General features: G+C 54.8%; 11 protein-coding genes, 1 tRNA gene and 2 pseudogenes. 3 read left to right on the forward strand and 11 right to left on the reverse strand.

Annotated elements, in window-relative coordinates; genetic code table 11:
- Nucleotides 1-21 precede the first annotated feature (21 nt).
- The 5 genes and pseudogenes from ACW9E7_RS20940 to ACW9E7_RS20960 form a co-directional block, all read right to left on the reverse strand.
- The gene (locus ACW9E7_RS20940; RefSeq protein WP_458728314.1) at nucleotides 22-1623 is read right to left on the reverse strand and encodes an amino acid adenylation domain-containing protein; all 1602 of its coding nucleotides are present in this window, start codon (nucleotides 1621-1623) and stop codon (nucleotides 22-24) included.
- 22 nt (nucleotides 1624-1645) lie between these two features.
- Nucleotides 1646-2602 (reverse strand): D-2-hydroxyacid dehydrogenase family protein, encoded by a 957-nt coding sequence (locus ACW9E7_RS20945; RefSeq protein WP_133293499.1) that lies wholly within the window; start codon nucleotides 2600-2602, stop codon nucleotides 1646-1648.
- Between the two features lie 453 nt (nucleotides 2603-3055).
- Nucleotides 3056-3308: pseudogene (locus ACW9E7_RS20950) on the reverse strand (arsenic metallochaperone ArsD family protein).
- A gap of 258 nt (nucleotides 3309-3566) precedes the next feature.
- Nucleotides 3567-4579: pseudogene (locus ACW9E7_RS20955) on the reverse strand (tyrosine-type recombinase/integrase).
- Nucleotides 4580-4729: 150 nt separating this feature from the next.
- Nucleotides 4730-4824, reverse strand: a tRNA-Sec gene (locus ACW9E7_RS20960).
- A 286-nt stretch (nucleotides 4825-5110) separates the two neighbouring features.
- On the opposite strand from ACW9E7_RS20960, the gene ACW9E7_RS20965 reads away from it, so the two are divergent.
- Together ACW9E7_RS20965 and yicI are read left to right on the forward strand one after the other, a co-directional pair.
- Entirely contained in the window at nucleotides 5111-6502 is a 1392-nt protein-coding gene (locus tag ACW9E7_RS20965; protein ID WP_458728315.1) for a glycoside-pentoside-hexuronide family transporter, read from the forward strand.
- Between the two features lie 12 nt (nucleotides 6503-6514).
- Entirely contained in the window at nucleotides 6515-8833 is a 2319-nt protein-coding gene (yicI, locus tag ACW9E7_RS20970; protein ID WP_458728316.1) for an alpha-xylosidase, read from the forward strand.
- Between the two features lie 115 nt (nucleotides 8834-8948).
- Here the strand turns inward: yicI and ACW9E7_RS20975 are convergent, their stop codons facing one another.
- A complete protein-coding gene (locus ACW9E7_RS20975) occupies nucleotides 8949-10652 on the reverse strand; it encodes an AsmA family protein (protein ID WP_458728317.1) in 1704 nt (567 codons plus the stop codon).
- 119 nt (nucleotides 10653-10771) lie between these two features.
- On the reverse strand, nucleotides 10772-12163 hold the full coding sequence (gene xanP, locus ACW9E7_RS20980; RefSeq protein WP_458728318.1) for a xanthine/proton symporter XanP: 1392 nt from the start codon (nucleotides 12161-12163) through the stop codon (nucleotides 10772-10774).
- 225 nt (nucleotides 12164-12388) lie between these two features.
- Here xanP and gltS point away from each other — a divergent pair, with 225 nt between their 5' ends.
- Nucleotides 12389-13591 (forward strand): sodium/glutamate symporter, encoded by a 1203-nt coding sequence (gene gltS, locus ACW9E7_RS20985; protein WP_133293503.1) that lies wholly within the window; start codon nucleotides 12389-12391, stop codon nucleotides 13589-13591.
- 2 nt (nucleotides 13592-13593) lie between these two features.
- On the opposite strand, the gene recG is transcribed toward gltS, so the two are convergent.
- The 4 genes from recG to rpoZ are packed head-to-tail and all read right to left on the reverse strand — an operon-like array spanning nucleotide 13594 to nucleotide 18782.
- Nucleotides 13594-15675 carry an ATP-dependent DNA helicase RecG gene (gene recG, locus ACW9E7_RS20990; protein WP_252093535.1) on the reverse strand — a complete coding sequence of 694 codons (2082 nt, stop codon included), beginning with the start codon at nucleotides 15673-15675 and terminating at the stop codon, nucleotides 13594-13596.
- A 3-nt stretch (nucleotides 15676-15678) separates the two neighbouring features.
- Entirely contained in the window at nucleotides 15679-16368 is a 690-nt protein-coding gene (gene trmH, locus ACW9E7_RS20995) for a tRNA (guanosine(18)-2'-O)-methyltransferase TrmH (protein WP_047059694.1), read from the reverse strand.
- Nucleotides 16369-16372: 4 nt separating this feature from the next.
- Nucleotides 16373-18487, reverse strand: coding sequence for a bifunctional GTP diphosphokinase/guanosine-3',5'-bis pyrophosphate 3'-pyrophosphohydrolase (gene spoT, locus ACW9E7_RS21000; protein ID WP_111964293.1), 2115 nt, complete (start codon nucleotides 18485-18487; stop codon nucleotides 16373-16375).
- A gap of 19 nt (nucleotides 18488-18506) precedes the next feature.
- Entirely contained in the window at nucleotides 18507-18782 is a 276-nt protein-coding gene (rpoZ, locus tag ACW9E7_RS21005; RefSeq protein WP_000135058.1) for a DNA-directed RNA polymerase subunit omega, read from the reverse strand.
- Between the last annotated feature and the right edge of the window lie 21 nt (nucleotides 18783-18803).

The following is an 18803-nucleotide window of genomic DNA, read 5'->3' on the forward strand; positions in this document are numbered from 1 at the left end:
TTGCCTTATTATTTATTCAGTTCAAATTTTATTTGAAATAGTAATTAAGGTATTTCGATCCACTTTTCCATTAAAGTTAAGCGGCATAGAATCTATCCGATAAATTTTCTTCGGTACAAGATAATGTGGAAGTAGCTTTGTCATCGAATGGATTATAGACGCTTCATCAAAATCGACTGTTACAAAAGCTCTAATTTCAGTTGGCTGTATAAAATCTGGAAATGCAATTGCTGCGTTTTCCTCAAACCCCAACCGCCTTAATGCTGATTCCACTTCACCTAGTTCGATTCGGTAACCGTTTATTTTAATTTGATGATCGAGACGGCCAATATATGTCAGGGAGCTATCACTATTCAGGCGCACCCTATCGCCGGTACGATAATATTGTTGCCCATCTTCAAGACAGATCATGCGTTGGCGAGTTAACTCAGGGGCAGCCAGATACCCAGCAAACCTCTGTGGCCCTGCAACACACAACTCCCCTTCATGGCCCTTTTCAACATGACGAGCATGTTCGTCAAGAATGGCTACTGAAAGATGCGGATAAATTTCTCCAAGTGGCACAATATCCATATGACAATCTTGCTCTGAATGACCTGGTACCCAACGATAAACAGCACATGCGATAGTTAATTCAGTAGGTCCATAAAGATTTTCAAGTGTGGCATAGGGTGCAGCCGCTTGCCAAAGCTCCGCAACCGATTTAGGTAACGCTTCCCCACAAAACAGGCTCCACCGTAAAGTTGGCATCGAACCCGGTTCGATAACACCAAGTCGCTGCGCAAGAATGACAACCGAAGGCACTGAGAACCAGACGGTAATATGATTTTTATTGACATATTGTACAGGTGAGAGAAGCTCGTGTGGCTGCGCTACACACAATGTCGCGCTACTACTCCATGCCATAAATAGATCAAAAACGGATAAATCAAATGTTAAATCAAAAGTCTGACTAACTCTGTCTTTTTTATTTAAGCCATAACGCGCCAGGTTAAAAGAGAGGAAAGACGTTACGTTTCGGTGTTGAATTGGAACACCTTTTGGTACGCCTGTGCTCCCCGAGGTAAATAAAAGATAGGCGTTGTCATTTGGTGAAACTGCAATCGCATTTTTTAATCGTTGGGTTCGATTAATGCTGCATGCGCCCTCTGCCGGGTATGAACTCTGGTCTGTTGTGGTTGATTCTGGAAGAAATACTATTGGTTTAGTTTCAATGCCAGACCATATATCAGAAAAAAGAAAAGATGCTTTTTCATCCAATATTATCGCATCCAGATTCGCCCGGTTAATCATCTCGAGGCTTCGATCTTTAGGGAACCGTATGTTAATCGGAACATACGTTGCGCCAAGATACAAAGCTGTCAAAACACCGACATATGAAACAAGAGAACGGCCGCTAAATACACCGACATTTTCTGGTTTCACTCCTTTACGTTTTGACAGAATAAGCCCCGCCCAATCCCGGGCCATTTCAGATAGTTCTTTATAGCTATATAAGCAACCTGAAACTTCAAGCGCAATTGTATCAGGGTTACTTTCTAATGAATCCAAAAATCCTTGCAGCAACCCAAAATATTCTTTTTTTGATTGCGTTCTATACGCTTGTTCTTCTGACATAAACATATCATTTCCTTTATTTTTTAAGTCAGAGATTTATAACGTGTGTGGTATCACCTTCAAAGAAACGAACCACATTATCAAAGGCTGCTTTGAAATATAATTCATAACTTGCCTTTTCTACGTAACCCAAATGAGGTGTACACAGAACGTTCGGCATTTTTAAGAAAGGATGATCGGTATTGTAGACGGGTTCTTGTTCGTAGACATCCAGAGCCGCATATCCGGGACGACCTTGCTGCAAAGCCTCATAAAGCGCGCCTTCTGAAACAAGCTCAGCACGACTTGTGTTCACAAATAAAGCATCCTCTTTCATTTTAGAAAGGTCACTGAGGGTAATATTTCCATGAGTTTGCGCCACCAGACGTTGATGTACTGTGATGATGTCAGAAGTGGAAAAAAACTGCTCTCTGTTTTCCGGCACATGCAATCCAACGGAACGAGCTTCTTCTTGCGCGCGCTCACTCCCCCATATTTGAACACGCATCCCGAATGCCTTAGCATAATTTGCGATCTTCTTGCCTATTTTCCCGTATCCCAGTATTCCAATAAGTTGATTGTTTACCGCGCAACCAATTTCTGTCTGCCACAACCCTTTTTTCATGGCATCCACTGACGCAATTAATTTTCTTCTGGAAGCCATAATTAACAACCATGTTAATTCAGCAGGTGCAACAGGGGAACCAATACCTTCAACCACAGCAACACCGGCCCTGGTACATGCATCAATATCAACATTTCTGGCTAACTTGCCAGTTTGACTGATCAGTTTCAGATTAGGTGTGCGTCTTAAAAAATCTTCGTCAATAATCGTTCGTTCTCTGATTAATATTAACGCCTGTGCAGTTGAAAGCTGATTTTCAATATGGGGAGCTTTACTGAAATCACCAACGGAAACACAGGAGTATTTATCATTGTTTTGCAGAAAGCTTAGCTGAGTCGTAGCTAACTGGTAATCATCTGGAATAAGAACTTGAATAGACATTCTTCACCCTAATTCTTGATTAGTTTCACTTGTAAATTATTTCAAGCAAGGATGAAGATATATCATATTATATAGCTTTCCCTGCCACTAATAACGTTCCATTTATTGAACGAAATTAAGTGTATCAGGAAGATGTTTCTTGTAAAGATTGCGTTAACAGAATGTTATTTTTTTATTTGTTTTATACCAGTATTTAAAATTACAAAACAATACATTTCCAATATAAAACTTTACAATAAAAATTGATATTCCACTTCGAAGCCAGATTATATGCGGTTCAGCTTCATGCTGAACATCAAAACTGACCGATAGACGTTCATATTATTTCATTCAAAAGACATCATTATTTCGAAGTCTGCACATTCCTGTATGGATAATTGAATTTAAAGATCAAAATGTCGAGAGCGTAAGAAAGGAATAAACTTCCAACGGCATTGCAGTCACACCACAACTTTAACTCAGCAAATGCCGACGCGTTGGTAAGAGGATATTGAACCAACGAGTCAGTTCAGAGCGTTTCGGGTATCGCCCTCCCATTACCATTTCTCCGTCCATCAACAACAACGGAAGCCCTCCTGCTCCTGCTCCAGATCTTTGAAGAATACTTTCGCTTTCTCGTTTTGAACCACAAAACCTGAACGATATATGAGCCAGGTACGCCAGTACTGCATCATATTGCCGGGTTAAACAGTGTTAGCGTCTTCATTCTGAATACCTCACATTCGAAAAAATATCTGTTCTGACAAATTTTTTAGATACAAAGAGCCTTTCCGTCGCCAGAGCAGTTTGCTGATGCCAGCTAACGGACGATGGCCTGTACGTCGTCACTGCAACGGACAGAGAAAACGCTGAAGCTAATCTTTATGTCGAAATTGAGGCACGAATTCGTGAGCACGAGCGTTCCAGTGCCAGGGTAAGTTAAATATCAAGTATTTAGCTTTTAAGCTAGGCGGAAAAAAGATTCTCAATCTCTAATATAAAAATACTGATAGGGGTTGAGAATTCTTATTCTGCTGAATTTACACACACCCCCAGAGACTAAACTTTCTACATAATCTGCATGCTTCTGCATCATTTCTCTCCCCCTCCAAACACTGCGCATGGTTATAAGTCCCATGTAACGCGTCCTTATCCACATGTGCTAGCTGCGTTTCTATCCACGCTGAGTTAAAGTGGAGTATGGTACTCATCGTGTAGCGGAAACCGTGCCCTGTCTGCCTTCCTTTATGTCCCTACAACTCATTCACCTGATTTACGTTTTCTTTTGAGATCGGCCTCGTACGATCATTGCCTCCGACGAATACCTGTGGGTATAACCGGCCAGATCCTTAAGAAAGTGAGGGAATTTTTCGGTAGTCAGTAATGGAAAATGTGTTTTCTTTGGTGTTGCGAGGGCTTTGGCGCGATCGGGTGCAGGATTGTATTCAGCGCGTCCGGTCACAATCGCATGGCGGTAATACTCCACCGCAGCGCTGCCTGACTTTGCGCATCTTTTCTAACGTGCCGCGTTTTTCATTCTGCGAAGCGTTTCCAATAATTCCATCGGCTTAATTTGAGCTATAGGGCGTTTGCCGATGTAGGAAAAATATCCTCTTCAAAAATATTAATAATTTCAACACGATAGCGCTATGACCAACGATCGGCTCTCAGCCGATGCTATTCACGGTCAATAGCCTCGAATGTATTTTCATAGTTAAGCTTTTGGGCGATTTTCTCCGCTTTCTTTAGTTCTCCGGGATCGCTTCCAGCTGATAGTGGCTTTTTAGCTGCATCACGCTATTCGCGTGCTTGATCGAGGTAAACCTCGGGATAGGCGCCGAAAGCAAGACGCTTTTCTTTACCTGCATAGCGATACTTTAAACGCCAGTACCCTGAGCCGTTAGTTGTAACTTCAAGGGAGAGGCCCGCACCATCAGATAGCTTATACGACCTCTCTTTTGGATTGGCTATATCAATTTGTCTGACTGTTAGCTTCATTGGGGGCGTCTCAAATTGGGGCAAAAGATCATGCCCCCATTATGCACTTGATCCTGGTAGAGACAGTTAACCTGGGGAGAACATATTGAGCAGTAATTGCGGGTATTATAGGGGATTTACTTGAGACAGTGGAGTTCAGTAGAGGCTAATTGGCGGAAGATCACAGGAGTCGAACCTGCCCGGGAACGCTGGCGTCCCCAACTGGATTTGAAGTCCAGCCACCTCACCGGAGATGACGATCTTCCGCGCCTCGATTGCTACATGGAGGCGGGGCGCATTATAGCTACTTTCAGGCATTTACCACATACCCCACACCACTTTTTTCACCTCTCTTTTGACCTGTACCCCCTGTTTCAGCTAATTCCTAAGAAAATCCTCAGGTTAGCCTTTTGTGCTCTTCGACATTTACCGCGATCACAAAAAACAAGAAACGTAATCTGCTAACCAGAAAACGCAATACCCGCTCCTGAAACAATGGTTTAAAACACTGTAACCGGTCTCAGCGCCCCCTACAGCGTGAAGGATAAAAAAATGAGCGATGTATTGTCAGTAAAAGAGAAGATTGGCTACGGTATGGGAGACGCCGCCAGCCACATCATTTTTGATAACGTCATGTTGTACATGATGTTTTTCTACACCGATATTTTCGGCATTCCCGCCGGGTTTGTCGGCACCATGTTCCTGCTGGCGCGCGCGCTGGATGCGATTTCCGACCCGTGCATGGGGCTGATTGCCGACCGTACCCGCAGCCGCTGGGGCAAGTTCCGTCCGTGGATTTTGTTCGGCGCGATCCCGTTCGGCATCGTCTGCGTGCTGGCTTACACCACGCCGGACCTCAGCCTCAACGGCAAAATGGTTTATGCCGCCGTTACCTACACCCTGCTGACCCTGCTCTATACCGTGGTCAACATCCCGTACTGCGCGCTGGGCGGAGTGATCACCAGTGACCCGACGCAGCGTATCTCCCTTCAGTCCTGGCGCTTTGTGCTGGCGACCGCGGGCGGCATGCTCTCCACGGTGCTGATGATGCCGCTGGTGAACCTGATTGGCGGCGACGATAAGGCGTTCGGCTTCCAGGGCGGGATCGCCGTGCTGTCGGTGGTCGCGTTCCTGATGCTGGCATTCTGCTTCTTCACCACCAAAGAGCGCATCCAGGTGCCGCCGAGCACCACCTCCATGCGGGAAGACCTGCGCGACATCTGGCACAACGACCAGTGGCGCATCGTAGGCGTGCTTACCATCCTCAACATCCTTGCCGTCTGCGTGCGCGGCGGCGCGATGATGTACTACTGCACCTGGATCATGGGTTCGCCGGAGGTGTTCGTCGCCTTCCTCACCACCTACTGCGTCGGCAACCTGATCGGCTCCGCGCTGGCGAAACCGCTCACCGACTGGAAGTGCAAGGTCAGCATCTTCTGGTGGACCAACGCCGCGCTGGCGGTGGTCAGCGTGGCGATGTTCTTCGTGCCGATGCACGCCACGGTGCTGATGTTCGCCTTTATCTTCGTCATCGGCGTGCTGCACCAGCTGGTGACGCCGATCCAGTGGGTGATGATGTCCGATACCGTCGACTACGGCGAGTGGACCAACGGCAAGCGCCTGACCGGCATCAGCTTTGCGGGCACCCTGTTCGTGCTGAAGCTCGGCCTGGCGCTGGGCGGAGCGATGATCGGCTGGATGCTGGCTGGCGGCGGCTACGACGCGGCAGCCAAAACCCAGAACAGCGCGACCATCAGCATCATTATCGGCCTGTTTACCCTGGCCCCGGCGGTCTGCTACGTGCTGAGCGCCATTATCGCCAAACGCTACTACACGCTGAAAACCCCCTTCCTGACCAAAATCCTGGGCGAGCTGGCGCAGGGCGCGCGTCGCAACCAGCAGGAGTTTGAAAACCTGCCGGTCAGTAAAGAATTACAGAACTAAGAGGACGAAAGCATGAAAATCAGTGATGGAAACTGGCTTATTCAACCGGGCCTGAACGTGACCTATCCGGTTCAGGTGTTCGACGTGGAGCAGCAGGGCAACGACCTGGTGGTGTTTGTTGCGCCGCGCGACGTGCGCGAACGCACCTGGCAGCTCGACATGTTGATGTTCACGGTGCGCCTGTTTGCCCCACAGGAAGGGATTATCGGGGTGCGCATCGAACATTTCCAGGGCGCGCTGAATAACGGCCCGCACTATCCGCTGAACATTCTGAAAGACGTGAAGGTAGAGATTGAAAACAACGCCGATTTTGCCGAGCTGAAAAGCGGCAGTATCAGCGTGCGCGTCACCAAAGGCGAGTTCTGGGCGCTGGATTTCCTGCGTAACGGCCAGCGCATTACCGGCAGCCAGCTGAAAAACAACGGCTACGTGCAGGACAGCAATACCGATCGCAATTACGTGTTCGAGCGTCTGGATCTGGGCGTGGGCGAAACGGTCTACGGCCTGGGCGAGCGCTTTACCGCGCTGGTGCGCAACGGCCAGACGGTCGAAACCTGGAACCGCGACGGGGGCACCAGCACCGAGCAGTCCTACAAAAATATCCCGTTCTACCTGACCAACCGCGGCTACGGCGTGCTGGTGAATCATCCCGAGAACGTCTCGTTTGAAGTCGGCTCCGAGAAGGTCTCCAGGGTGCAGTTCAGCGTGGAAGGGGAATATCTGGAATACTTCGTGATCGACGGCCCGACGCCGAAAGAGGTATTAAACCGCTATACGCAGTTCACCGGGCGTCCGGCGCTGCCGCCTGCGTGGTCGTTCGGCCTGTGGCTGACCACCTCGTTCACCACCAACTACGACGAAGCGACGGTGAACAGCTTTATCGACGGCATGGCCGAGCGCGACCTGCCGCTGCACGTGTTCCACTTCGACTGCTTCTGGATGAAGGCCTTCCAGTGGTGCGACTTCGAGTGGGACCCGGTGACCTTCCCGGATCCGGAAGGGATGATCCGCCGCCTGAAAGAGAAAGGGCTGAAGGTCTGCGTGTGGATCAACCCGTACATCGGCCAGAAATCCCCCATCTTCCGGGAGCTGAAAGAGAAGGGCTACCTGCTCAGGCGCCCGGATGGCTCCCTGTGGCAGTGGGATAAATGGCAGCCGGGGCTGGCGATTTATGACTTCACCAATCCGGACGCGTGCCGGTGGTATGCCGACAAGCTGAAAGGCCTGGTAGATATCGGCGTCGACTGCTTCAAGACCGACTTTGGCGAGCGTATCCCGACGGACGTCCAGTGGTTTGACGGATCCGATCCGCAGAAAATGCACAACCACTACGCCTACATCTACAACGAACTGGTGTGGAACGTGCTGAAAGAGACGGTGGGTGAAGAAGAGGCGGTGCTGTTTGCCCGCTCCGCGTCCGTGGGTGCGCAACAGTTCCCGGTTCACTGGGGCGGCGACTGCTACGCCAACTATGAGTCGATGGCCGAAAGCCTGCGCGGCGGGCTGTCGATTGGCCTGTCCGGCTTTGGGTTCTGGAGCCACGATATCGGCGGGTTCGAAAACACCGCCCCGGCGCACGTCTACAAGCGCTGGTGCGCGTTCGGGCTGTTCTCCAGCCACAGCCGCCTGCACGGCAGCAAATCCTACCGCGTGCCGTGGGCATACGATGACGAGTCCTGCGACGTGGTGCGCCACTTCACCCAGCTGAAGTGCCAGCTGATGCCGTACCTGTATCGTCAGGCGGCGCTGGCCCGCGAGTTCGGCACGCCGATGCTGCGCGCGATGATGCTGGAGTTTCCGGACGATCCGGCGTGCGATTATCTCGACCGTCAGTACATGCTGGGGGATTCGTTAATGGTGGCACCGGTATTCTCCGAGGCGGGTGACGTGCAGTTCTACCTGCCGGAAGGGCGCTGGACGCACCTGTGGCACAACGACGAAATCCAGGGCAGCCGCTGGCAGAAGCAGCAGCATGGTTTCATGAGCCTGCCGGTCTACGTACGCGACAACACGCTGCTGGCGCTGGGTAACAATAACCAGAAGCCGGACTACGCGTGGAACGCGGGGACGGCCTTCCAGCTGTTTAACCTGGACGATGGCGCAACGGCGGCCAGCGAAGTCCCTGCGGCGGACGGCTCCGTGGCGTTTACGCTGAAGGCGTCACGTCGGGAAGATATCGTGACCTTTACCGGCGTGGGAGACGCGAAAAACTGGTCGGTGTGCTTGCGCAACGTGCAGAAGGTGAGCGGCGTGAAGGGCGGTTCACACGCGGGCAGCGAGTGGGGTGTGGTGGTGAAAGCTGAGGGGGATGAGGTGGTGGTTCACCTCTGAGCCGTACAAATGCCCGGTGGCGCTTCGCTTACCGGGCCTACGGTAATTATGCGGTCTGATGCCCTCACCCTGACCCTCTCCCACAGGGAGAGGGAATGGTTGCTCCCTCTCCCTTTTAGGGAGAGAGCTGGGGTGAGAGTGGTGTTGAAACCACACCGCCCGTCATCGTCTGCTGCACCTGCTGTTTATCCATATTCACCGCGCTCAGCTTGCCATTCACCGTCGGCTTCAGCGGGGCATTCGCCTGCACGCTGCCGCTGGCGGTGAGCTGAATATTGCCGTCGCCCGTAATCGGCAGAGAAGGCCAGCCCCACTGCTGCAGCACGTTAAGCTGTACGCCGCGCCCGTTCAGGCTTACCGTGGTCTGCCGCTGCGGGAGTTGTGAAACGGTCGCCGTGGCTTCCAGAATGCCTTTTTCGGTAAACGCGCTGAGGTCGGTAATGTTCACCGTGGCGGCGTTGGCATTCAGCGCCAGCGACGGGCGGCGCACGTCGACGCGGTTAAAGGTCGCCGCCGCGCCGTTCAGGGTTGCGCTCCCGCCCCAGACGCCCCACTGGCGATCTTTCACCAGCTGCAGGTTTGCGCCATAGCCGTCCAGAGAGGTGATCTGCCAGGGGAAGGCGGGATCGATGTCGATCACCAGGTTACGGCTCAGGCCGAATTTTTGCAGCGTGACGCTGTTCAGCCATTCCGGCAGAGGCTCCATCCACAATGTTTTCCAGTTCTGCGGCAGGGTGTACTCCAGTCCGGCGATGGCAACATCGTCCAGAACCAGCGCTTTACCGTCGCGTAGCCAGTTGCCCGAGGTGCGTACCATGCCGCCCTCCCAGCGGGAGGTGAACTGACGCAGCGCCATGCCCTTCGGGGAAAACTCCGCATTCAGGATCGGGTCGAAAAGATGCAGCGAGCCGTAGATAAACTCGCTGGCGTTCATGGACAGACGACCTTCCTGACTCTGCCAGTCACCTTTGCTCAGAGTCAGGTTGCGCAGGCTTAAGTCGAGGTCGGTCACCGCCCAGTCCGGGCCCTGAAGCCGGGCATCGGTCACGTCCAGACGGCCAATCTGCAGAGAGGGAATGGTGGCCAGCGGCGCGAAGAACGCCGTCAGCGTTTTATCGCTCTGCAGGCGGATCTCGTTCAGGCGCATGGTGTCGATAATCCAGCTCCCGTCGGCGTTGCGCAGGGCGGAGCCGGTGAGTGAGCCGCGGGCCATGTCGGCGCCAATCGTGTTCAGCACCACCTCCTTGCCGTTAAGCTGGCCCTCGATCAGCACGTTGGTGGCCGGTACGCCGTTCAGGGTAAGCGATCCTGCGCTCATCTGGATTTGCGCATTATGCCCCAGCACGTTGCCGGCTTCCGGCTGCCATGGGCTGACGCCGCCCGTGACCTTCTGCGCGCTGAGGTCCCATTCGGTATTCGGGCTGTTAAAGGCCATGTTGTTAAGCTGCAGGCGATCCGCCTGGAAAGGCAGCGGCGCCGTCTGCGGCGAGAGATTCAGCGTGCCGTCGAAGAGGGTGATGGTGTCCATGTGCAGCGGATCGGTTATCTGACGGCTGCTCAGGCCAATATCGACTTTTTTGGCTACCAGCGTGGCGGGTTTACCGTCCCGACCGAAGGTGACGTTTTCCAGAATGATGTGGGAAGGCGACGAAAAGCGGTGATTCATCTTGTCGAAACTGAGTTCGTAGTCGGTATTCACCGTTATCCAGCTGCTGACCTGAGACGCGCCCCAGCGGGTCTGGAGCACAATGTAGAACGCCAGCAGCACAATGAGCAGGGCTACCAGAAGATAGATGAGGAGCTTTCCAATAAATTTCATGGTCTTCCATCCCGCAAAACGCACATAAGGGAGTTATGCACGATTTATGCGCAATCCTCAAGGCGGGAATGGTGTAATTCGATGTCACGGCAGGCATTGACTGCCTGCCGTGAGAGAAATCAATTTTTCTCAGGCGGGAAAACGAGGTTCAGCACGATAGCGGTGATACCGCCCGCAGCAATGCCGGAAGAGAGCAGGTTTTTCACCCAGTCAGGAGCGAACTGCAGGATCAGCGGCTGCTGGGAAACGCCCAGACCAACGGCCAGCGACAGCGCGATAATCATGATCGCGCGGCGGTTCAGCGGCTCGCGGGAGACGATACGCACGCCGGAGGCTGCGATAGTCCCGAACATAACCAGCGTTGCGCCGCCCAGCACCGGCTCCGGAATGTGCTGCACAAAGCCGCTCACCGCCGGGAACAGGCCGAGGACGATCAGCATCAGCGCCACCACGAAGCCAACGTAGCGGCTGGCCACGCCGGTCAGCTGGATCACGCCGTTGTTCTGACCGAAGCAGGAGTTCGGGAAGGTATTGAAGACCGCAGAGACAAACGAGTTCAGACCGTTCGCCAGCACGCCGCCTTTCAGGCGCTTCATGTACAGCGGGCCGGAAACCGGCTGCTCGGAGACGTCTGAGGTGGCGGTGATATCGCCGATGGTCTCCAGAGAGGTGATCATAAAGACCAGCATCAGCGGCAGGAGCAGACCCCAGTCAATGCCCAGACCGTAGTACAGCGGCGTAGGGACGACGATCAGCGCGCTGTTGGTCGGCGCGGTGTTCTCCGGCAGCATGCCCAGCGCCCACGCCAGCAGATAACCCGCCGCCATGGCGATCACCAGGGAGGCGACGCGCAGGTAAGGGTTACGCTGACGGTTAAGCAGAATAATGATCGCCAGCACGACGCCTGCCAGCAGCAGGTTTTTCGGCGCGCCGAAGGTATGGTCGCCCATGGCGGCATAGCCGCCGCCGATGGATGTCAGGCCCACCTGGATCAGGGACAGGCCGATAATCATCACGACGACGCCGGAAACCAGCGGGGTGATAACGCGGCGAGCCAGATGCAGAACGCGGGAGATCACCATCTCCGTACAGCTGGCCAGCATCAGCGTGCCGAACAGCGCCGCCATCATGGTCGGGACATCCGCACCGCCGGTTTTCAGCGCCGTACCGCCCATGATCAGCGGTGCCACGAAGTTAAAGCTGGTGCCCTGAATCGACAATAAACCCGACCCCACCGGACCCCACGCTTTAATTTGAATAATCGAGGCCACGCCGGAGGCGAAAAGAGACATGCTGATAATGTGCTGCGTGTCCTGCGCCGGTAAGCCGAGCGCCTGGCAAATCAGCAGCGCCGGAGTGATCACCGCAACAAACATAGCCAGAAGATGCTGGCAGGCAGCGAAAAGCGTTTGCGGCAGCGGCGGGCGGTCTTCAAGGCGGTAAATCAGTTCGCTATTTTGCTTCTGCGCAATCGGTTGCGCATCAGGCGACTCTATGGTGTTAACGGACATCGGCGGCAATCCCACGGTGGAAAAGCGGGCATTTTATCTGACCACCTGGTAAAAGCAAACGATTGCCAGCAAAAAAAGGCAAGAAATTCTGCCGCTGTGAGCAGGTTTTCTACAACGCATCGGGAAAAAAAATTACACTTTTTGCGCCGGGGGCTCATGAAGAGCGCAAACCGGCCCAGGATAACGCCGCGTGTGTATGGAACACGCGCAAAAAAGGAGCCTTCTATGATTCATCTCGATACGTTGTCGACCCTTGTTGCCGCAACGCTGGTCTTACTGCTTGGTCGTAAGCTGGTACATAGCGTTTCCCTTCTGAAAAAGTACACCATTCCTGAACCCGTCGCCGGCGGCCTGCTGGTAGCGCTGGCCCTGCTGGTGCTGAAAAAAAGCCTGGGCTGGGAAATCGATTTTGATATGTCCCTGAAAGACCCGCTGATGCTGGCCTTCTTTGCCACTATCGGCCTGAACGCCAACCTGGCGAGCCTGCGCTCGGGCGGTAAGGTGCTCGGCGTATTCCTGATTGTGGTGGTGGGGCTGCTGCTGATGCAAAACGCCATTGGCATCGGCATGGCGACGCTGCTGGGGCTGGATCCGCTGATGGGGCTGCTGGCGGGGTCGATTACCCTTTCGGGCGGTCACGGAACCGGGGCCGCGTGGAGCAAGCTATTCATCGAACGCTACGGCTTTGAAAACGCGACGGAAGTGGCGATGGCCTGTGCCACCTTTGGCCTGGTGCTGGGTGGCCTGATTGGCGGCCCGGTGGCGCGTTATCTTGTGAAGCACTCCACCACGCCGGACGGTAGGCCGGACGATGAGCTGGTGCCTACCGCCTTTGAAAAGCCGGACGTTGGGCGTAGTATCACCTCGCTGGTGCTGATTGAAACCATCGCGACGATCGCCATCTGCCTGACCGTGGGCAAAGTGGTTGCGCAATGGCTGGCGGGCTCAGCGTTTGAGCTGCCGACGTTTGTTTGCGTGCTGTTTATCGGGGTGATCCTGAGCAACGGTCTGGCGCTGATGGGCTTCTACCGCGTGTTTGAAAGGGCGGTGTCGGTGCTCGGCAACGTCTGCCTCTCGCTGTTCCTGGCGATGGCGCTGATGAGCCTCAAGCTGTGGGAGCTGGCCTCGCTGGCGCTGCCGATGGTGGCGATTCTGGCAGTGCAAACCCTGTTTATGGCGCTGTACGCTATGTTCGTCACCTGGCGCATGATGGGCAAAAACTACGATGCGGCGGTGCTGGCGGCGGGTCACTGCGGGTTTGGTCTGGGGGCAACCCCAACGGCTATCGCTAACATGCAGGCGATCACAGAACGGTTCGGGCCATCGCACATGGCGTTTCTGGTGGTCCCGATGGTCGGGGCGTTCTTTATTGATATCGTCAACGCGCTGGTGATCAAGCTATACCTGATGCTGCCAATGTTTGCCTGAAATCAGGCGTTGGAATACCGCTCGGTTTCCGGCATCCAGCGCTCAATTAACGCTGCCGCCTGTTCGGGGTAGCGTTCATGAATGTGGCGCGCAAGGCGCTGAACTTCCGGGATCATAGCCTGATCGCGCAGCAAATCCGCCACTTTGAATTCCGCGTTCCCCGTCTGGCGCGTGCCCAGCAGTTCGCCCGGGCCGCGGATCTCCAGGTCTTTTTGCGCAATCACAAAACCGTCGTTGCTGTCGCGCAGCACCTGCAACCGCATCTGGGCGGTTTTCGAGAGCGGGGCTTTGTAGAGCAGGACGCAGTGGGAGGCTACCGCGCCGCGGCCAACGCGCCCGCGCAGCTGGTGGAGCTGGGCAAGACCCAGGCGCTCCGGGTTTTCGATAATCATCAGGCTGGAGTTCGGGACGTCCACGCCCACTTCAATGACCGTCGTGGCGACCAGCAAATGCAGCTCGCCCTGCTTAAACGACTGCATCACCGACTGTTTTTCAGCGGGCTTCATGCGTCCGTGAACCAGACCCACGTTCAGCTCCGGCAGCGCCAGCTTGAGTTCTTCCCACGTGGCTTCGGCAGCCTGCGCTTCCAGCAGTTCAGACTCCTCGATCAGCGTACAGACCCAGTAGGCCTGACGTCCTTCGTGGGTGCAGGCGTTGCGCACGCGGTCAATAATATCGCTGCGACGCGTGTCAGGAATCGCGACCGTCGTCACCGGCGTCCGCCCCGGCGGCAGTTCGTCGATAGTGGAGGTATCCAGATCGGCGTAGGCGGTCATTGCCAGGGTGCGCGGGATCGGCGTAGCGGTCATGATCAGCTGATGCGGGTGGAAGCCCTGTTGAAGGCCTTTTTCCCACAGCGCCAGACGCTGATGGACGCCAAAGCGGTGTTGTTCATCGATAATCACCAGCGCAAGGCCGCTGAACTGCACCTGCTCCTGGAAGATAGCGTGCGTGCCGACAATCATCTGCACCTGCCCGCTGGCGATGGCTTCCTGCTGCGCAAGTCGCGCTTTGCCTTTTTGCTTCCCGGCAAGCCAGCCCACTTCAATCCCCAGCGGCGCGAACCAGGCGCGGAAATTGTTGGCGTGCTGTTCAGCCAGCAGCTCGGTCGGCGCCATAAGCGCGACCTGTTTACCGTGGGCAATCGCGCGCAGGGCTGCCAGCGCGGCAACCAGCGTTTTACCGGACCCTACATCGCCCTGCACCAGGCGCATCATCGGCACGTCGAGCGCCATATCGCGTTCAATCTCAGCGGTGACGCGCGCCTGCGCGCCGGTGGGTTTAAACGGCAGAGAGGCCAGCAGCTTATCTTTGAGCGCATCATTCTGGCTTAAGGGCTGAGCGTGGAAGCGCTGCGCGCCCGCACGAAGCGCCAGCATGCTCAGGTTATGCGCCAGTAATTCCTCAAGGATAAGACGCTGTTGGGCGGGGTGTTTGCCGCTTTCTAAATCGCTGAGCTGCAGCGTTGGCGGCGGACGGTGCAGGGTTCGCAGCGCCTCGGGCAGGCTCATCATGCCCTGCGCCAGCTCGGGCGGCAGCAGCTCGGTAATGGCGCAGGTATCCAGCAGCTCCAGCGCCTGATCGGTGAGCTTACGCAGCGTCGCCTGCTTGATGCCTTCGGTCGTCGGGTAAACCGGGGTGAGCGTCTCCTGCAGCTCCGGCGTGCTGAGATCGCCCTGCACGCGGTACTCCGGGTGGATCATCTCTGCGCCGTATTTCCCGCGTTTGGCTTCACCATAGGCCAGCACCCTGCGGCCCGTCGCCAGGCTGTTTTTCATCGCCGCGCTGAAGTTGAAAAAACGCATGGTAAGAATGCCGGTGCCGTCGCTGATCTGGCAGGTCATCATCCGGCGTCCGCCGAAGGTGATATTGCAGTTCAGTACTTCGCCTTCAACGGTGGCGTAAATGGCGGGAAGGAGATCGCCAATCTTATAGAGCTGGGTGCGGTCTTCGTAACGCAGGGGGAGGTGAAGCAGGAGATCCTGCACGGTGTGCAGGCCAATTTTCGCCAGCTTATTGCTTTGCGCCGCGCCCACGCCCGTCAGGCTGTTAAGCGGGATGGCATCCAGCAGGCGGCCTTTCATCGCTTACCCGGCGTACTGCATGGTGGCCCACCACTCGGCATCGGCTTCAATTTCGCCCTGCGCGTTGACGTGGGGGTAAGGCAATTTTTTCTGCTTCGCAACGCGAGCCAGCACCGGATAACCACCTTCAAACAGCAGGCGCTGCTGTTCATCTTCCGGCAGCATGCTGTTGCTGCGCTCGTACATCCCCGCGTTCTGACGCTGGCGCTGCGCTTCATAAAGAATGAGCGCGGACGCCACGGAGACGTTGAGAGACTGGACCATGCCGATCATCGGAATGATGATGTCCCGATCCGCCAGATCCAGCGCTTCCTGGGAGATCCCGGTTTTCTCCTGACCCATTAAAATGCAGGTCGGGCGGGTGTAGTCGATCTCGCGGAAATCTACGGCTTTAGCGGACAGGTTAGTGGCAAGGATCTGCATCCCGCGCCCTTTCAGGTGCGATACGGCTTCGCCAATGGTGTGATGATTTTTGACGGACACCCAGCTGTTGCTGCCTGCCGCCGCTGAGACCGTATTTCGCATACGGCCGTCCGGCCAGACGGCGTGCACTTCATGCACACCGACAGCATCTGCGGTACGGACGATGGCAGAGACGTTATGAGGTTTATGCACCTGCTCCATGCAGACCGTCAGGTCAGGCTGACGCCTGGCGAGCATTTCGCAGATACGTGCATAACGTTGTGAATTCATAAACCTAGTTTCGGTTTCGGGTGACTTTAATCACGTCCGGCATGACGCGGATCTTGCGCATAATATTCGCCAGATGTACGCGGTCGCGGGCGGTCAGACGAATAAAGGCGCTATAAACGCGGCCATCTTTTTCTTCCGTATTCAGACTCTGAATGTTGGAAGAGGCCGTGTTGATCGCTGCCGTCAGGTTCGCCAGGGCACCCTGGTGGTTGAACATATCCACCTTAATTTCGGTGATAAATTCCTGCGCGGTCTCTTTATCCCACTCGACCGCCATAAACTTCTCGGCTTCTTTCTGGTAGCCGCGAATGTTACGACAGGATTCATGGTGGATAACCAGCCCTTTGCCCGGGCTGACGTGCGCAATAATCGGGTCGCCAGGAATTGGGCGGCAACATTTTGCGAAGGTGATCAGTACCCCGTCCGCGCCTTTAATCGGCAAATGAGCATGGCCAGATGCGCCTGGAGCAGAAGGTGTCGCTTCGCCCTGCTGCAAGTTTTTCGCTACTACGACGCTCATAGCGTTGCCCAGACCAATTTCCGCCAGCAGATCGTCCAGAGACGTGAGCTTCATTCGGTCGAGTTCGCGCTGGATATGCTCCGGTGGGATCTCAGCCAGCTTACGGCTACCGCCCAACGCGTGGTTGAGCAGCCGACGTCCCAGACTGACGGAGTCATCACGCTTGAGGTTTTTCAGCAGCTGGCGAATTTTGGCGCGTGCTTTGGAGCTTACGACAAAGTTCAACCAGGCCGCGTTCGGACGTGCGCCCGGCGCGGTAATAATTTCTACCGTCTGGCCGCTGGAGAGCGGCTGAGACAGCGGATAAGGCTGTCTGTCGACGCGCGCGCCGACGCAGGCATGCCCGATATCGGTATGCACGGCGTAAGCGAAGTCGACCGGCGTTGCGCCCGCAGGCAGTTCGACAATGCGACCTTCTGGGGTGAAAACGTAAATCTCATCCGGGAAGAGATCGGATTTAACGCTCTCGATAAATTCAAACGAGCTGCCCGCACTCTGCTGAAGTTCCAGCAGGCTCTGCATCCAGCGCTGGGCGCGGATTTGTGCGGTCGTACTGCTTTCGCCGCCGTGCTCTTTATAGGCCCAGTGTGCGGCTACACCCATCTCTGCCATCTGGTCCATGTCTTCGGTGCGAATTTGCACCTCAACAGGCACGCCGTGCGGACCAATCATCGAGGTGTGCAAAGATTGATAGCCGTTCGCTTTTGGAATGGCGATATAATCTTTCATGCGCCCCGGACGCGGCTTGTAGAGGCTGTGCATCTGCCCCAGAACGCGATAACAGGTATCCGAGTCATGGACGATCACGCGGAAGGCGTAGATATCCATGATCGAGTGAAAACGTTGCTCTTTGAGCACCATTTTGCAGTAGATGGAGTACAGGTGTTTCTCGCGACCGCTAACGCGGCACGGAATTCCCGCTTCCTGCAAGCGCCCTTCGATTTCAGAGAGGATTTTTTGAATCATCTCTTTACGGTTACCGCGTGCGGCTTTCACCACCTCTTTAATGACGCGATAACGGTTCGGGTACAATGCTTCAAAACCCAGCTCTTCCAGCTCGGTTTTAATGTGGTGAATACCTAAACGGTGCGCCAGCGGGCTGTAAATTTCGAGGGTTTCACGGGCAATGCGGCGACGTTTATCCGGACGAAGTGAGCCCAGCGTGCGCATGTTGTGGGTACGGTCAGCGAGTTTGATGAGAATGACGCGGATATCCTGCACCATCGCCATAATCATCTTGCGGAAGTTTTCGGCTTGCGCCTCTTTCTTGTCGCGGAAATTCAGCTTATCAAGCTTAGAGACCCCTTCCACCAGTTCGGCAACGCTTTTGCCAAACAGCTGTTCCATGTCCTGATAAGTGGCAGGGGTATCTTCGATCACGTCGTGCAGCAGAGCGGCCATGAGCGTTTCGTAGTCGAGTTTCATCTCGGCCAGAATACAGGCCACCGCTACCGGGTGCGTGATATAGGGTTCACCGCTTGAACGTGTCTGGCCCTCGTGAGCGTCACGTGCAACGAGATACGCCTGCTGAAGACGCTTAATCTGGTCTTCAGGCAGGTAGGTTTGAATCAGTTGATTCAGGCTTTCAAACAGATACAAGGGCGACCCGCAGGTTTAATTAACGACGACCTTCAGCAATAGCGGTTACGGCCTGCAGTTCTGCGGCTTCCTGCTCTTGCTGCTCCTGGCGCTCACGCACGTCGAGGATCTGGTTGTTGATCAGACCTTCTTCGATTTCGCGAAGTGCAATAACGGTGGTTTTATCGTTTTCTTCCGGTACCAGCGGATCTTTACCGCCTACCTGCATCTGACGAGCGCGACGCGCGGCGACCAGCACCAGGTCAAAACGGTTACCAATTTTCTCTACAGCGTCCTGAACAGTTACGCGTGCCATACTTAAAATGCTCCACAGGTG

The organism is Enterobacter sp. H2G27 (genome assembly GCF_054403075.1).

Bases quoted from the DNA above. Each gene is read 5' to 3' on its own strand.
- ACW9E7_RS20940 (WP_458728314.1), bottom strand. From the start codon at position 1,623: ATGTTTATGTCAGAAGAACAAGCGTATAGAACGCAATCAAAAAAAGAA.
- ACW9E7_RS20945 (WP_133293499.1), bottom strand. From the start codon at position 2,602: ATGTCTATTCAAGTTCTTATTCCAGATGATTACCAGTTAGCTACGACT.
- ACW9E7_RS20965 (WP_458728315.1), top strand. From the start codon at position 5,111: ATGAGCGATGTATTGTCAGTAAAAGAGAAGATTGGCTACGGTATGGGA.
- yicI (WP_458728316.1), top strand. From the start codon at position 6,515: ATGAAAATCAGTGATGGAAACTGGCTTATTCAACCGGGCCTGAACGTG.
- ACW9E7_RS20975 (WP_458728317.1), bottom strand. From the start codon at position 10,652: ATGAAATTTATTGGAAAGCTCCTCATCTATCTTCTGGTAGCCCTGCTC.
- xanP (WP_458728318.1), bottom strand. From the start codon at position 12,163: ATGTCCGTTAACACCATAGAGTCGCCTGATGCGCAACCGATTGCGCAG.
- gltS (WP_133293503.1), top strand. From the start codon at position 12,389: ATGATTCATCTCGATACGTTGTCGACCCTTGTTGCCGCAACGCTGGTC.
- recG (WP_252093535.1), bottom strand. From the start codon at position 15,675: ATGAAAGGCCGCCTGCTGGATGCCATCCCGCTTAACAGCCTGACGGGC.
- trmH (WP_047059694.1), bottom strand. From the start codon at position 16,368: ATGAATTCACAACGTTATGCACGTATCTGCGAAATGCTCGCCAGGCGT.
- rpoZ (WP_000135058.1), bottom strand. From the start codon at position 18,782: ATGGCACGCGTAACTGTTCAGGACGCTGTAGAGAAAATTGGTAACCGT.